Source organism: Pseudomonas sp. 30_B (genome assembly GCF_017491605.1).
In the GTDB taxonomy this organism is placed as follows: Bacteria; Pseudomonadota; Gammaproteobacteria; order Pseudomonadales; family Pseudomonadaceae; genus Pseudomonas.
This window is the reverse complement of sequence record NZ_JAFGYY010000007.1, coordinates 38,445-51,708: the sequence shown is the minus strand read 5'-3', so window position 1 is coordinate 51,708 and position 13,264 is coordinate 38,445. Positions and strand designations below refer to the sequence as shown.

The 13,264-nt window shown below is 65.0% G+C and carries 16 protein-coding genes; 7 read left to right on the top strand and 9 right to left on the bottom strand.

All coding sequences use genetic code 11. The features are described 5' to 3' along the window. Nucleotides 1–9: 9 nt before the first annotated feature. The gene (gene purN, locus J5M67_RS09525) at nt 10–660 is read right to left on the bottom strand and encodes a phosphoribosylglycinamide formyltransferase (protein ID WP_207885056.1); all 651 of its coding nucleotides are present in this window, start codon (nt 658–660) and stop codon (nt 10–12) included. Then, the gene (gene purM / locus J5M67_RS09520) at nt 660–1,721 is read right to left on the bottom strand and encodes a phosphoribosylformylglycinamidine cyclo-ligase (protein WP_207885055.1); all 1,062 of its coding nucleotides are present in this window, start codon (nt 1,719–1,721) and stop codon (nt 660–662) included. Before purM ends, purN begins: the two co-directional genes overlap by 1 nt. Before the next feature lie 209 nt (nt 1,722–1,930). Between purM and J5M67_RS09515 the strand changes: the two genes are divergently transcribed. Beyond that, nucleotides 1,931–2,971, top strand: coding sequence for a DUF2066 domain-containing protein (locus tag J5M67_RS09515; protein ID WP_207885054.1), 1,041 nt, complete (start codon nt 1,931–1,933; stop codon nt 2,969–2,971). 156 nt (nt 2,972–3,127) lie between these two features. Further along, nucleotides 3,128–3,832 (top strand): DnaA regulatory inactivator Hda, encoded by a 705-nt coding sequence (hda, locus tag J5M67_RS09510; RefSeq protein ID WP_152221526.1) that lies wholly within the window; start codon nt 3,128–3,130, stop codon nt 3,830–3,832. A 24-nt stretch (nt 3,833–3,856) separates the two neighbouring features. Here hda and J5M67_RS09505 read toward each other — a convergent pair whose 3' ends face one another. From J5M67_RS09505 to arsC, 3 genes are read right to left on the bottom strand one after another with little or no spacing between them, the layout of a single operon-like run. Continuing rightward, on the bottom strand, nt 3,857–4,306 hold the full coding sequence (locus tag J5M67_RS09505) for a DUF2069 domain-containing protein (RefSeq protein ID WP_207885053.1): 450 nt from the start codon (nt 4,304–4,306) through the stop codon (nt 3,857–3,859). Then, nucleotides 4,307–4,903, bottom strand: a complete 597-nt coding sequence (wrbA, locus tag J5M67_RS09500; RefSeq protein ID WP_207885052.1) for an NAD(P)H:quinone oxidoreductase — start codon at nt 4,901–4,903, stop codon at nt 4,307–4,309. Further along, nucleotides 4,900–5,253: an arsenate reductase (glutaredoxin) gene (arsC, locus tag J5M67_RS09495; RefSeq protein WP_207885051.1), complete on the bottom strand. Its 354-nt coding sequence runs from the start codon at nt 5,251–5,253 to the stop codon at nt 4,900–4,902. Before arsC ends, wrbA begins: the two co-directional genes overlap by 4 nt. Before the next feature lie 124 nt (nt 5,254–5,377). Between arsC and J5M67_RS09490 the strand changes: the two genes are divergently transcribed. After that, nucleotides 5,378–6,607 carry a YihY family inner membrane protein gene (locus J5M67_RS09490; protein WP_207885050.1) on the top strand — a complete coding sequence of 410 codons (1,230 nt, stop codon included), beginning with the start codon at nt 5,378–5,380 and terminating at the stop codon, nt 6,605–6,607. 157 nt (nt 6,608–6,764) lie between these two features. Further along, the gene (locus J5M67_RS09485) at nt 6,765–6,968 is read left to right on the top strand and encodes a hypothetical protein (RefSeq protein WP_243434607.1); all 204 of its coding nucleotides are present in this window, start codon (nt 6,765–6,767) and stop codon (nt 6,966–6,968) included. Here the strand turns inward: J5M67_RS09485 and J5M67_RS09480 are convergent, their stop codons facing one another. Both J5M67_RS09480 and J5M67_RS09475 read right to left on the bottom strand, forming a co-directional pair. After that, nucleotides 6,969–7,364, bottom strand: a complete 396-nt coding sequence (locus J5M67_RS09480) for a hypothetical protein (protein WP_207885045.1) — start codon at nt 7,362–7,364, stop codon at nt 6,969–6,971. 184 nt (nt 7,365–7,548) lie between these two features. Then, nucleotides 7,549–8,958, bottom strand: coding sequence for a PilZ domain-containing protein (locus tag J5M67_RS09475; protein WP_207885044.1), 1,410 nt, complete (start codon nt 8,956–8,958; stop codon nt 7,549–7,551). Between the two features lie 30 nt (nt 8,959–8,988). Between J5M67_RS09475 and J5M67_RS09470 the strand changes: the two genes are divergently transcribed. Further along, a complete protein-coding gene (locus J5M67_RS09470; RefSeq protein ID WP_207885043.1) occupies nt 8,989–9,459 on the top strand; it encodes a TlpA disulfide reductase family protein in 471 nt (156 codons plus the stop codon). Beyond that, on the top strand, nt 9,459–9,734 hold the full coding sequence (locus J5M67_RS09465) for an acylphosphatase (RefSeq protein ID WP_207885042.1): 276 nt from the start codon (nt 9,459–9,461) through the stop codon (nt 9,732–9,734). The genes J5M67_RS09470 and J5M67_RS09465 overlap by 1 nt, the downstream gene beginning before the upstream one ends. Before the next feature lie 249 nt (nt 9,735–9,983). On the opposite strand, the gene J5M67_RS09460 is transcribed toward J5M67_RS09465, so the two are convergent. Both J5M67_RS09460 and J5M67_RS09455 read right to left on the bottom strand, forming a co-directional pair. Further along, nucleotides 9,984–10,943, bottom strand: coding sequence for a hypothetical protein (locus J5M67_RS09460; protein WP_207885040.1), 960 nt, complete (start codon nt 10,941–10,943; stop codon nt 9,984–9,986). An 8-nt stretch (nt 10,944–10,951) separates the two neighbouring features. After that, complete coding sequence (locus tag J5M67_RS09455) at nt 10,952–12,667, bottom strand: proline--tRNA ligase (RefSeq protein WP_207885039.1); 1,716 nt, start codon at nt 12,665–12,667, stop codon at nt 10,952–10,954. A 156-nt stretch (nt 12,668–12,823) separates the two neighbouring features. Here J5M67_RS09455 and J5M67_RS09450 point away from each other — a divergent pair, with 156 nt between their 5' ends. Continuing rightward, entirely contained in the window at nt 12,824–13,186 is a 363-nt protein-coding gene (locus tag J5M67_RS09450) for a PaaI family thioesterase (RefSeq protein WP_207885278.1), read from the top strand. Nucleotides 13,187–13,264: the final 78 nt, after the last annotated feature.

Below are 13,264 nucleotides of genomic sequence, written 5' to 3'. Positions count from 1 at the left end.
ACGAATCTCCTAGGTTCGGTACGAATAGCCGGAGGCGGGGAGAGGCTCCCCATCCAGCGTGGCGCCTTGCTCGCCCAGGCGCAAACGGCCTTCGGCGAACCAGTGCATGGCCAGCGGGTAGATCACGTGCTCCTGCAAGTGAACGCGCTGCGCCAGCGTCTCCGGCGTGTCGACAGACTGTACCGGTATTGCCGCCTGTACGACCAGAGGACCTCCATCAAGTTCCTCCGTGACGAAGTGCACGCTGCAGCCATGTTCCGCGTCGCCGGCTTCCAGCGCGCGCTGGTGCGTGTGCAGGCCCTTGTACTTGGGCAGCAGGGACGGATGGATGTTCAACAGGCGGCCGTGGTAGTGGCGCACGAAGCCGGGGCTGAGGATGCGCATGAAGCCGGCGAGCAGCACCAGGTCGGGGCTGAAGCCGTCGATGGCCTGGACCAGCGCGGCATCGAAGCTTTCACGATCGGCATAGGCCTTGTGGTCGAGGACGCAGGTCTCGATGCCGGCCTTGCGCGCGCGCTCAAGGCCGTAGGCGTCCGCGCGGTTGGATACCACCGCGCGGATCACCGCCGACGACGGGGCGTCGGCGAGGCTGTCGATCAGGGCTTGCAGGTTGCTGCCGGAGCCGGAAATCAGCACCACGACATTGCAAGGTGTGGACATCAGTGGCCTTTCAGGTTGTTCAGGACCACGCGCTCGGCGTCGGCGGCACAGGCGTCGATGCTGCCGATGACCCACGGCTGCTCGCCGGCGTCACGCAGGGCCTTGAGCGACGCTTCGACCTGGTCCTGGGCCACGCAGATGACCATGCCCACGCCGCAGTTCAGCACGCGGTGCATCTCGGTCTCGTCGACGTTGCCTTTTTCCTGCAGCCAGTCGAAGACCGCCGGGCGCTGCCAGCTGGCCACGTCGATCACGGCCTGGGCGTTGTCCGGCAGTACGCGCGGGATGTTGTCCAGCAGGCCGCCGCCGGTGATGTGGGCCATGGCCTTGACCGCGCCGGTCTGCTTGATCAGCTGCAGCAGCGGCTTCACGTAGATGCGGGTCGGGGCCATCAGCAGGTCGGCCAGGGGCTTGCCGTCCAGTTGGGTGGCTTCGATGTCGGCGCCGGAGACTTCGATGATCTTGCGGATCAGCGAGTAGCCGTTGGAGTGCGGGCCGGAGGAGGGCAGGGCGATCAGGGCGTCGCCGGCGACCACTTTCGAGCCGTCGATGATTTCCGATTTTTCCACCACGCCGACGCAGAAGCCGGCCAGGTCGTAGTCTTCGCCTTCGTACATGCCCGGCATTTCGGCGGTTTCACCACCGACCAGGGAGCAGCCGGCCAGTTCGCAGCCGGCGCCGATGCCGGTGACCACGGTGGCGGCCACGTCGACGTTGAGCTTGCCGGTGGCGTAGTAGTCGAGGAAGAACAGCGGCTCGGCGCCGCACACGACCAGGTCGTTCACGCACATGGCGACCAGGTCCTGGCCGATGCTGTCGTGCTTGTTCAGGTTCAGCGCCAGGCGCAGCTTGGTGCCGACGCCGTCGGTGCCGGAGACCAGCACGGGCTGCTTGTAGCCGGCCGGGATTTCGCACAGAGCGCCGAAGCCACCCAGGCCGCCCATCACTTCCGGACGCGCGGTGCGCTTGGCGACGCCTTTGATGCGTTCGACCAGGGCTTCGCCGGCGTCGATGTCCACACCGGCGTCCTTGTAGCTCAACGAGGGTTGCTTGTTGCTCATAAATCCAGGCCTATAGAGGGGTGATTCGTCTTGCGGCCAGAGCACGCCATCGGCGCGCTCAGCCTGCGCGGGAGGCGCGGGATTTTATCAGGCTTGCCCGGCAGCGGCCATCTCGCGCTGTTGCCGCTGGCTGGACGGCTGTTTAAGGTATAGGCCTTCTTTGCCGCCTCGCACGATGCGGCGTCCCGATTCTTCCGCGAGAGCCCGCCATGCGCCTGACTGCCCGCTTGTTGATCCTCTGCCTGTCGCTGCTCAGTCTGCCGACCTTCGCTGAAACGCTGGGCAACCTTTACCAGGTCCACGAGCCGGTCGCCTCCCAGCAGCCGGACGAACGCAACGCCGGCCTGACCCGTGCCCTGCAGACCCTGGTACAGCGCCTGACCGGCGACAGCCGTGGCCTGCAAAGCCCGGCAATGGCCGGTTACTTCAAGGACCCGCAGCAGTTGATCAGCCAGTACGGTTACGAAAACGGCCCGCCCATGGCGCTGGTGGTCGACTTCGACCCGACCGCCACCGACAACGCGCTGCGCCAGGCCGGTCTGCAGGTCTGGGGTGCCAGCCGTCCGTCCGTGCTGGCCTGGTGGCTGAACGAGGGGGCCAACGGCAGCAGCCTGGTGGGTGACAGCCAGGAGGCCGCCGCGCCGCTGAACCGTGCCGCCCAGCGCCGCGGCCTGCCGCTGCGCCTGCCGATGGCCGACCTCGGCGAGCAGCAGGTCGGCACCGCTGAAAATCTCAATGCCGCCCAGCCCGATGCGCTGAAATCCGCCTCCGAGCGCTACGGCGCCGATGCCCTGCTGGCGGTGGACGCCAAGGAAGCCGACGGCAAGTGGACCGCCACCTGGCGCGTGTGGATGGGCGACAGCCGCGAACAGGGCCAGGCCCAGGGTGATACCCCCGATGCGCTGGCCGATGCGGTGATGCTGGGTGTTTCCCAGCGCTTGTCGCAGCGCTTCGTCGGTTCAGCCGGCTCGGCCACCGCACAGGTGCTGCAGATCGAAGGTGCTGACCTGGCGCGCTATGCCGAGGTGTCGCGCCTGCTGGAGCCCATGGGCGCCAAGCTGGTGTTGGTGCAGGGCGGCAAGCTGGTCTACAACGTGACCGCCAGCCCCGAGCAACTGCGCGCACAACTGGCCCTGGCCCGTCTGCAGGAATCGCCCGCCGAACCGGCCCAGCCGGCGGTGGATGCCAACGGGCAGCCCGTGCCGAATCCCGCCGTGCCGCGGGCGAACGTCCTGCGCTTCCACTGGTAACCTTGCCCGTCGAGACGGGGCCCGGGCGTGGACAAAGTCCCGTTCCCAGGCCCCGGCCGCTCTGATCCGCACTGAATAGCTGCGTTATCCTTCTGATTTGGATAAACTTTCAGTCACCACGGCCCACCCACGCGATTGAAGAAACGCCCGGCCCGCATGACTCCTATGCAGCTCCCCTTAAGCGTACGCCTGCGTGATGACGCAACGTTCGCCAACTATTATCCCGGCGCCAATGCGGCGGCGCTGGGCTATGTCGAGCGTCTGTGCGAACCGGAAGCGGGCTGGACGGAGAGCCTGATCTATCTCTGGGGCGCCGAAGGCGTGGGTCGCAGCCATCTGTTGCAGGCCGCCTGCATCCGTTCCGAACAGCTGGGCGAGCCGTCCGTCTACCTGCCGATGGCGGACCTGGTGCCGTACGGCCCGGAAATCTTCGACAACCTCGAACAGCGCGAGCTGGTGTGCCTCGACGACCTCGATGCGCTGGCCGGCAAACGGGAGTGGGAAGAGGGGCTGTTCCACCTGTTCAACCGCCTGCGCGATTCCGGCCGCAAGCTGCTGCTGTCGGCCTCGGTGTCGCCGCGCGAGCTGCCGGTGAAGCTGCCGGACCTGAAATCCCGCCTGACCCTCTCGCTGATCTTCCAGCTGCATCCGCTGACCGACGACGAGAAGCTCCGTGCCCTGCAGCTGCGCGCTTCGCGCCGTGGCCTGCACCTGACCGACGAAGTGGGGCGCTTCATCCTCACCCGCGGTGCGCGCAGCATGCAGTTCCTCTTCGACCTGCTGGACGAGCTGGACAAGGCCTCGCTGCAGGCCCAGCGCAAGCTGACCATTCCCTTCCTGAAGGAAACCATGGGCTGGTAAGGCCCAGGCTTCCCTCGCGGCAGATCAGGCGCTCGTCGCTTCCTGCTTCGGCTCTTCGCCTTCGCCAGCGCGCTTGCGGTCGTACTGGAAGCGCCAGCGCGTGTACACCAGTGCGGAACAGAACAGCGACACGCTGAGGATGATTTCCGCCCAGCCGAAAATGGCGTGGTTGGGATCGAAGGCGTTGAGCACGCCCAGGATGAAGTACAGGTTGATCACGTAGCACGCCCAGGCATGGCCGCGCGCGCTGCCGATCAGGATGCCCGGCGCCACCACCAGCAGCGGCAGCAGCTTGAACGCCAGGACGACCCAGGGTACCCAATGGGCGGCGCCATGGGCGTCGGCGAACAGCACGTCCCAGATGACGATGAGCAGAATCAGGCCGATGAAGCTGCCGAGGGCGATGGCCCGGCTGGCGGCCAGCCGGGGCTTGAGCCATTCCATGGGCGGCAGCGGTTTGTTCTTGCGGGCCATTCAGCTCTCCAGTTTGCGTGCAACTTCGGCCAGGCGCTTGCCCAGCGCGCGGCACAGGGTGATTTCGTGTTCATCGAGGCTGCGCTTGCCGTCCGCTCCGGCGAAGTGGCTGGCGCCGTAGGGCGTGCCGCCGCCGCGGGTTTCCAGCAGCGCCGGCTCGCTGTAGGGGATGCCGGTGACGATCATGCCGTGGTGCAGCAACGGCAGCAGCATCGACAGCTGCGTGGTTTCCTGGCCGCCGTGGAGGCTGGCGGTGGAAGTGAAGACCGCCGCCGGCTTGCCGACCAGCCCGCCGGTCAGCCAGAGGCTGCTGGTGCCGTCGAGGAAGTACTTGAGCGGCGCGGCCATGTTGCCGAAGCGCGTCGGGCTGCCCAGGGCCAGGCCGGCGCAGCCCTTCAGGTCGTCGAGGGTGGCGTAGAGCGCACCTTCGGCGGGGATGTCCGGGGCCACGGCTTCGCATTCGGTGGAAACCGCCGGCACGGTGCGCACGCGCGCCTCCAGTCCGCCTTGCTCGACGCCGCGGGCGATCTGCCGGGCCATCTCAGCGGTGGCGCCGTGGCGGCTGTAGTACAGGACCAGGATGTAGGGCGTGCTCAAGGCAGGATCTCCAGCACCTTCTCCGGCGGACGGCCGATCACCGCCTTGTCGCCGACGATGAGGATCGGTCGCTCGATCAGCTTGGGATGGCTGGCCATCGCCGCGATCAGTTGCTCATCGCTGAGCGCCGGGTTGGCCAGATCGAGGGTCTTGTACTCGTCCTCGCCGGTGCGCAGCAGCTGGCGCGCGTCGATGCCGAGCTTGCCCAGCAGGGCCTTGAGCTCGGCCGCGCTGGGCGGGGTTTCCAGGTAGCGGATGACCTCCGGCTGGATGCCGCGTTCTTCCAGCAGTTCGAGGGCGCCGCGGGATTTCGAGCAGCGGGGGTTGTGGAACAGTGAAATCTGGCTCATGTGCCGGGACTCGCAAGGCCGATGGAGTGGCGGCTATTCTAACCGCCTCCCCGGATCGGACTGAACCGCTGTCGTGCGGCGCGATCCATGAGGACGGTTTTTCTGTGCAGCCAAAGGACAATTCATGCGCGAACGCTTGCAGGGCCTGGTCGAATTCGGCCGTTATCTGGTCCAGCGCTTCCTCGCCGACAAGGCGCCCAACAGCGCGGCGGCCCTGACCTATACCACGTTGTTCGCCGTCGTCCCGATGATGACCGTGACCTTCGCCATGCTCTCCGCCGTGCCGGCCTTCGAAGGCATGGGTGAGCGCATCCAGTTGTTCGTGTTCCGCAACTTCGTGCCCTCCACGGGCGAGGCGGTGGAGGCCTACCTGCGCAACTTCACCGTGCAGGCGCGGCACCTGACGTGGCTGGGCGTGGCGTTCCTGGCGGTCACCGCGTTCACCATGCTGGTGACCATCGAGAGAGCCTTCAACGCTATCTGGCGGGTACGCCAGCCGCGCCGTGGCGTTGCCCGCTTCCTGCTGTACTGGGCGATTCTCAGCCTGGGACCGCTGCTGCTGGGCACGGGCTTCGCCGTATCGACGTACATTACCTCGCTGTCCCTGCTCTCCGGCCCCCACGCCCTGCCGGGCGCGGCGACGCTGCTGAAGTTCATGCCGCTGCTGTTCAGCGTGGCAGCTTTCACACTGATCTACGCGGCGGTACCCAATGCGCGGGTGCCGTTCCTGCATGCCCTGGCCGGCGGCGTGTTCACCGCCATCCTCTTCGAGGCGGCCAAGTCGCTATTCGGTCTGTATGTCAGCCTGTTCCCCGGTTACAAGCTGATCTATGGCGCCTTCGCCACGGTGCCGCTGTTCCTGTTGTGGATCTATCTGTCGTGGCTGATCGTGCTGTTCGGCGCGGAGCTGGTCTGCAACCTGTCCTCGACGCGCCTGTGGCGCCGCCGCGCGCTGCCGCGCCTGCTGGTGATCCTCGGGGTGCTGCGGGTGTTCTTCGATCGCCAGCGCCATGGCTTGCCGACCCGTCTGGAGCACCTGCACCGCTCGGGATGGCTGTTGCCGGAAGACGAGTGGGAGGAGATTCTCGACTTTCTGGAGCGAGAGCAGCTGGTTTGCCGCGTGGGCGCGACCAGTGCCTCCTGGGTGCTGTGCCGCGACCTGGGCAGCTACCGCCTGCATCACCTGCTCAACCGTAGCCCCTGGCCGCTGCCGTGCCTCGATGCCTTGCCGGCGGAGCTGGACGAGCCGTGGTACCCCGCCTTGCGGGAAACCCTGAAACACTATCAGGAGGAACGGCAGGCGCTTTTCGGCGCAAGCCTCGCAGAATGGTTGAAGCCGTCACATTCTGAGTGACGTAAAACGTCAGTTTCGGGCGATTCTGATGCGTCGGAAGTTTCTTGCTTGATGTGAGACGCGCCAATCAAGGCTGTGTGTGAATTGGCACGGTTCTGGCTAAAAGTCTGACAGGACAATGATGTCCTGTAGAAGTTCCTTCAAGGCCAGCGAATCCATGAACGACGACCAGAAAAAAGTAGTACACCTGCATCAGCGTGATCCGCAAAGCGCGCTGGAGAGGCTGAATAGAATTACTGGTCTGCAGTTCAGCAGTTGGCCGGAGTCGTTGTTGCCCACCGTGCAGGATGCGCTGAAGGGCATGCCGCCGCAGACCGAGCCCGAGCCCGAAGTTGTCACCCAGGTACGGCAGTTGGGTTGATCAGAGACTTGTGGCCATCGGTCTGACGGCGCTTTCCTGCTGCTCGACGGCTTGTATGAAAATCTCCTCGACCACCAGGCGCGACAGGCCGACGGCGGTGCGCAATCTCACCTGCATATCCTCGATTCGCTGGCGGAACGGCAGGCGGGCGATGCCCGACAGCAGGATGCGGCTTTGCGCATTCACCGTGCCGTGGTCAACGGCCACTTCCCGAGCCTGTTCGCCATCCCGATAGGTGACCACCAGCGTCACCGGCAACTCCGCTACTCCAGGCAGGTGCAACCAGGCGGCGACGTTGTAGTCGCTCAGGCGACTACCGCTGGCCGAGCTTGCGGAGCGCGCGTTGCTGACGATGTGGCTGGGAACCTTGCTGACGAGCTGGTCGTTGGGCTGCATCGGGACGATCCTGTCGAGAGTGGGCGGCGTACGTGGCGCCTGCCGCATGCTGGGGCTGACGAGAAGCGGCTGGATGATGGGCGTCTAGTCGGTTCGGACGAACGTTCCGAATTATAAGTGGGCAATTTCCGACAAACCGGGCGTACTGCCGATCTTGGCTGTGACTTGTCTCGCAATTCAGCTTTCAGGCAAGCCGTAGCGGATGCCGGGAGACGAGGGGCGTGTTCAGGTTGGTAGGTGGCAGCGGCAGGATCGTCTGGTTGTCAAAGCTGGCCAGTTGCAACCAGAGGTTCTCACCTTCCACGAACTGCCCGTGGGGCAGCCACAGCCCGTGGTACCAGCCATTGCCGGGCTCCGGGGTGCTCTGCAGCACGCCGGGGTGACGCTGGGCATCAGGTGTGCGGCGCAACCAGACAGGACGGGGAAGGCCTTTCAGATAGCGCAGGCCCAGGTGCAGTCCGTCGCTGTTGATGTGCCGCCAGCGCACGATGGCCAGGGTCGGTGTGCCGTTGTTGTTGAGGATCAGCAGCAACTGGCCGACCGGGAACTGGTTGGCGCGATTGCCGGCGCAGCGGATACGGGTGCCGCCGGCGCTGACATCGAGTATCCCGGCTTCGTAGCCGCCCTGGGCGTTGGGGTTGAGCAGGTGCTGCTGGATGGCGCCAAGGCCAACGATCAGCTGGCAGGTACCGGTCTGCTCCGTGCGCTCGTGGCGACGCGGGTGGTGCCCCAGCCAGTGATGGCGGACGCGCTCCAGCAGGGCGCCCTGGTCGGCGTGACGCAAGGGAGCGGGGTCGTCCAGGGCAATCAGCAAGGCGCCCAGTTCCAGGCGGCGCAGCTGTTCAGGTGGCGTATCCGCGATCTGCTCGGCGCTGATGCAGGGCACGTCGGCGCCCAGGTCGACCAGATACCCCTCCTGCTCCTCGACGTCCCAGGGCTGCAGCCGCCCGAGGGCGGCGAGGGGCGCAAGGGCGCTGAACAGTTGTGGGGCTTCGCCTTCGGTCAGGTGGAAGGGGTTGCTCAGGGCGAGCAGCAGTATCTGCTGGTAGAGGCCGCGCAGCGTGCCGGCGGGAATGGGGTCGAAGGCGGCGGCCACCGGCTCGTCGAGACACTCCTGCTGTTCGCCGATCCAGTACAGCAGGTGGCAGTCGCGCCAGAGCGCGGCGGGCGGCTGCTGGTATTGCTGGTAGTGACGCAGCAGCGCCTGGGCCAGAAAGTGCTGAGCCATGTAAAGGCTCCAGGCCATGTGCGGCCGGGACGGCTTGCGGCCATGCAGGATTTGCAGCGAAAGACGCTTGAAGCCAGCCGCCAGTTCTGTGCAGAAGTGCACGAAGAGCTGCGGAGGGGCCTTTTCGTGGCGAACCCACTGCGAATAGTGGCGATATTCTTCGGTGAGGCTTTGCAGGGTGCGTTGCCTTTCCAGTAAGGTCAGCGCACATCGATTGAGGCGAAACAGCGAGCCAAGGGCCTTCTGCAGTCCTTCCTGCAGGGAAAGACGTCGGGACTCCTGAAGCACAGCTACCAGATTGCTTACTGCATCGGAATCCTCTTCAAGGATATCCGGCACCTCCAGACGCAAGGCGTCGAGCGTCATGAACACCCCGCATACACGAGGACTGAAGGCATGGGAGTGCGGCTCCGTAATCTGATGGGACTGGTCGCCGGCCTGCTCCTGGCCGGTTGTTCGGCGGACTATGGCATCGATCAGCATGGGCAGAAAGTAACTGCTGCGAGCATGGATGGCCAGTGGCTAGTCATTAATTATTGGGCCGAATGGTGCGCGCCGTGCCGCAAGGAAATTCCCGAGCTGAACAGGCTCGCGGAGGAGGGCAAGACGCACGGATTCCGGGTGTTGGGTGTGAACTTCGACGGGCTGCGCGACGCCGACCTGGCGAAGGCTGCACAGGCTCTGGATGTGCAGTACACCGTGCTGGCTGACGACCCCGCGCCGCGCTACAGCCTGCCGCACAGCGAAGCGCTGCCTGTAACCTATATCGTCGACCCTGAAGGCAAGTTGCGCGAGCAGTTGCTTGGCGAGCAGACCGCCGCCGGCCTGCAGGCGCGCCTGACTGCATTGCGGGAGGAGAAGCGCTGATGGCCAGAATCTGTCTGCATGGCTATGTGAGTGGCAAGGTGCAGGGCGTGTACTTCCGCCAGAGCACCCAGGAACAGGCCGAGCGCCTCGATATCGATGGCTGGGCACGCAATCTGGACGACGGTCGGGTGGAGGTGCTGCTCGAAGGCGAGGAGGGCGCCGTGCGCGAGCTGGAGAAGTGGCTGGCTCGCGGGCCGGCGAAGGCGAAGGTGACGGCGGTGGAGCTGGAGCCGATGACGCCTCAGGGAATCACCGGCTTCATCGTGCGCCGCTGAGAGCCTCATTACGATCGGCTGTGCGTCGGCATAACTGCGTTAAAAGCAGGCGAGGAAGCCGCTTGCGGCTAACGCACTTTAGCGCGGCCCCGCAGGGGCGAGCGCAGCGAGTACTGCTTATTTACCCTCCGCGTCCTCGCCTATTTGATTCGCTGGCGCTCACCCTTCGGGCCAGCCTGCGGCTGTTACTCCCGTTGGTCGTTGCGCCTTGTTCTGCGCCAGCGTGCGCGATCGTAAATAGGCTCTGAGTCAGTTGCTGGCGGCGCCGGGATCGGCGGCCAGGCGACCGGCGTCGGTCATCAGGCTGTGGAGAAACTCCTTCTGCAGCTCCGGATCGTTGCGGGTCAGCTCGATCAGGCTCTGTTCCAGCTCACTGGCTTCTTCTTCCAGGCCGAGGTCGGAAAGTCGCTTCACACGGTGCACCCAGTGGTGCACATCATCCGCTTCCAGGTCGTCGTAGATCAGCCGGTGGGCTTCCTGCAGCTTGCCGCGCAGCGAACGGCTGACCAGCAGGCTGGCATCGGCGCGGGTGTCGTCCGACGGGTCCTGCACGCTGAATTGCAGGCGGCCGATGCGGCTCACTTCTTCGTCGCTGAAGGGGCCGTCCAGCAGGTTCAGGCGCAGTACGCCATGGCGGTCGGTCAGCAGTTCCTGGGAGTTCTTGCCGACGGTGACGATCACCGGGCGCTCCGACCATGGCAGGCTCGAGTATTCCGTGCGCTTGTCGCGCTGCTGTTCTTCGATGCTTGCCAGGTTCTGTTCGGCGCGGCCGTTGGACTGCACGTTCATGAACGGATTCATGCCGTCGATGCCGTAGCGAATCCAGCCTCGGGTGACGCTTTCCGGCAGGTTGCCGAGGGCGAACACGTTGACCACGTTGGCGCCAATACCGCCAACGAAGGCGACGACGCCCAGCGGCATCTCGTACACCTTGCGCCAGCCCTGGTAGGGCGTATAGCGGTCATAGCGCCGGGTGACCTCGAACTCGGTGACTTCGAAGGTCTTCTGTTCCTGCACGCGAATACGGCGCTGCGGCAGTTCCAGGGTGCCCGGCGTGCCCACGTCGATCTGCAGGCTGTGATCGAGCAGTTTGCGCTCGACGCGTTCTTCATGCTCGCTGCGTTGCGACAGCTGGTTGGCGCAGCCGCTCAGCAGGAGGCTGCCGCACAAGGCGGCAGCCGCGAGGCTGGAGGTACTTCGGGGGAACATCGTTCTGCTCAGTTGCGGATCTTGGCCGTGATGAAGGCTTGCAGGTCGGACAGGGCAACAGGCTGCGACTCGGCGTCACGGCGACCCTTGTATTCCAGGGCGCCTTCTTCCAGGCCGCGCTCGCTGACCACGATGCGGTGCGGGATGCCGATCAGCTCCATGTCGGCGAACTTCACGCCGGGGCTGGTCTTCTTGTCGCGGTCGTCCAGCAGCACTTCGAAGCCGGCGGCGGTGAGGTCCGCATAGAGCTTGTCGGCAGCCGCGCGCACGGCCTCGTTCTCGTACTTCATCGGCACGATGGCGATCTGGAAGGGCGCCAGGGCGGCCGGCCAGAGAATGCCGCGCTCGTCGTAGTTCTGCTCGATGGCGGCGGCGACCACGCGGGATACGCCGATGCCGTAGCAGCCCATGATCAGGGTGACCGGCTTGCCGCTCTCGCCCAGTACGGAGAGCTTCATGGCTTCGCTGTACTTGGTGCCGAGCTGGAAGATGTGGCCGACTTCGATACCGCGGCGGATCACCAGGGTGCCCTGGCCGTCCGGACTCGGGTCGCCCTCGACGACGTTACGCAGGTCGGCGATTTCCGGTACCGGCAGGTCGCGTTCCCAGTTCACGCCGAAGTAGTGCTTGTCGTCGACGTTGGCACCGGCGACGAAGTCGCTCATCAGGGCCACGGAGCGGTCGATGATGCAGGGCAGAGCGAGGTTCAGCGGGCCGAGGGAGCCGGGAGCGGCGCCGATGGCGGCCTTGATGTCCGCTTCGCTGGCCATCTGCAGGGGGCTGGCTACCAGCGGGTGGTTGCCGGCCTTGATCTCGTTGAGTTCGTGGTCGCCACGAACGACCAGGGCGATCAGCTTGCCTTCCTCGGCAGCATGCACGACCAGGGTCTTGATGGTCTTCTCGATCGGTGCGCCGAACTTCTCGACCAGGTCGGCGATGGTCTTGGTCTCGGGAGTGTCGACCAGGCGCAGTTCCTCGGTAGCGGCGCCGCGAGCGGTTTCACGGGGCAGGGCCTCGGCCTTCTCGATGTTGGCGGCGTAGTCCGTGGATTCGCCGAAGACGATGTCGTCCTCACCGGAGCCGGCCAGCACGTGGAACTCGTGGGAGCCGCTGCCGCCGATGGAGCCGTTGTCGGCCTGTACGGCGCGGAAGTCCAGGCCCAGGCGGGTGAAGATCTTGCTGTACGCGTCGTACATGACGTCGTAGGTCGCCTGCAGGGACTCCTGGCTGGTGTGGAAGGAGTAGGCGTCCTTCATGATGAACTCGCGGCCACGCATCAGTCCGAAGCGCGGACGGATCTCGTCACGGAACTTGGTCTGGATCTGGTACATGTTGATCGGCAGCTGCTTGTAGCTGTTCAGCTCATTGCGCGCCAGATCGGTGATGACTTCCTCGTGGGTCGGGCCGACGCAGAAGTCGCGGTCATGGCGGTCCTTGACGCGCAGCAGCTCGGGGCCGTACTGCTGCCAGCGACCGGACTCCTGCCACAGTTCGGCGGGCTGGATGGCGGGCATCAGCACTTCCAGGGCGCCGGCGGCGTTCATTTCCTCGCGAACGATGGCCTCGACCTTGCGCAGTACCCGCAGACCCATTGGCAGCCAGGTGTACAGACCGGACGCCAGCTTGCGGATCATGCCGGCGCGCAGCATCAGCTGATGGCTGATGACGACCGCATCGGAAGGGGTTTCTTTCAGAGTGGAAAGCAGGTACTGACTGGTACGCATCTTTGGCCGTTATGTCGGTTGCGAAGAGGGATATAGGCTGGGCATTGTACGGTGCAGGTCTGGCTGCGTACAGGGCGCGGCGGGCAGAGACGGAGGAGCAAGGTGAGTCGACTCAGTGCAGCGCAGGTGCAGGCGTTCATCCGGGCTGGATTGCCCATGGCCGATGACATGGATTTTCGTATCGATGCGCTGGAGGGGCGTAGTGCGTTCGCGCGGATTCCCTTCCACGGCAAGCTGGTTCGCCCCGGCGGAACGGTTTCCGGGCCGACCATCATGGCGCTGGCGGATGCGGCGATGTATGCGGTGATTCTGGCTCAGCTGGACAACGTCGAGATGGCGGTTACTTCCAACCTTAATATCAACTTTCTCAGCAAGCCGAAGCCGGAAGATCTTCTGGCGGAGGCAAAGATATTAAAGTTGGGGCGTCGTCAAGTGGTATGTGAAGTGTCTGTCTATTCCGTGAGCAATCAGGAGGAGTTGGTTGCCCATGTAACCGGCACCTATGTACTGCCGATGTAACAAGTTCGTTCGAAGTTGTTTGCAAGTTGCAAGAAAAAGCCCGGCCGAAGCCGGGCTTTTCATTACCTGCGGTTCGCT

What these genes read in the sequence shown, in the direction of transcription:
- purN (WP_207885056.1), bottom strand. Translation starts at nt 660, where the DNA reads ATGTCCACACCTTGCAATGTCGTGGTGCTGATTTCCGGCTCCGGCAGC.
- purM (WP_207885055.1), bottom strand. Translation starts at nt 1,721, where the DNA reads ATGAGCAACAAGCAACCCTCGTTGAGCTACAAGGACGCCGGTGTGGAC.
- J5M67_RS09515 (WP_207885054.1), top strand. Translation starts at nt 1,931, where the DNA reads ATGCGCCTGACTGCCCGCTTGTTGATCCTCTGCCTGTCGCTGCTCAGT.
- hda (WP_152221526.1), top strand. Translation starts at nt 3,128, where the DNA reads ATGACTCCTATGCAGCTCCCCTTAAGCGTACGCCTGCGTGATGACGCA.
- J5M67_RS09505 (WP_207885053.1), bottom strand. Translation starts at nt 4,306, where the DNA reads ATGGCCCGCAAGAACAAACCGCTGCCGCCCATGGAATGGCTCAAGCCC.
- arsC (WP_207885051.1), bottom strand. Translation starts at nt 5,253, where the DNA reads ATGAGCCAGATTTCACTGTTCCACAACCCCCGCTGCTCGAAATCCCGC.
- J5M67_RS09490 (WP_207885050.1), top strand. Translation starts at nt 5,378, where the DNA reads ATGCGCGAACGCTTGCAGGGCCTGGTCGAATTCGGCCGTTATCTGGTC.
- J5M67_RS09485 (WP_243434607.1), top strand. Translation starts at nt 6,765, where the DNA reads ATGAACGACGACCAGAAAAAAGTAGTACACCTGCATCAGCGTGATCCG.
- J5M67_RS09480 (WP_207885045.1), bottom strand. Translation starts at nt 7,364, where the DNA reads ATGCAGCCCAACGACCAGCTCGTCAGCAAGGTTCCCAGCCACATCGTC.
- J5M67_RS09475 (WP_207885044.1), bottom strand. Translation starts at nt 8,958, where the DNA reads ATGACGCTCGACGCCTTGCGTCTGGAGGTGCCGGATATCCTTGAAGAG.
- J5M67_RS09470 (WP_207885043.1), top strand. Translation starts at nt 8,989, where the DNA reads ATGGGAGTGCGGCTCCGTAATCTGATGGGACTGGTCGCCGGCCTGCTC.
- J5M67_RS09465 (WP_207885042.1), top strand. Translation starts at nt 9,459, where the DNA reads ATGGCCAGAATCTGTCTGCATGGCTATGTGAGTGGCAAGGTGCAGGGC.
- J5M67_RS09460 (WP_207885040.1), bottom strand. Translation starts at nt 10,943, where the DNA reads ATGTTCCCCCGAAGTACCTCCAGCCTCGCGGCTGCCGCCTTGTGCGGC.
- J5M67_RS09455 (WP_207885039.1), bottom strand. Translation starts at nt 12,667, where the DNA reads ATGCGTACCAGTCAGTACCTGCTTTCCACTCTGAAAGAAACCCCTTCC.
- J5M67_RS09450 (WP_207885278.1), top strand. Translation starts at nt 12,824, where the DNA reads ATGGCCGATGACATGGATTTTCGTATCGATGCGCTGGAGGGGCGTAGT.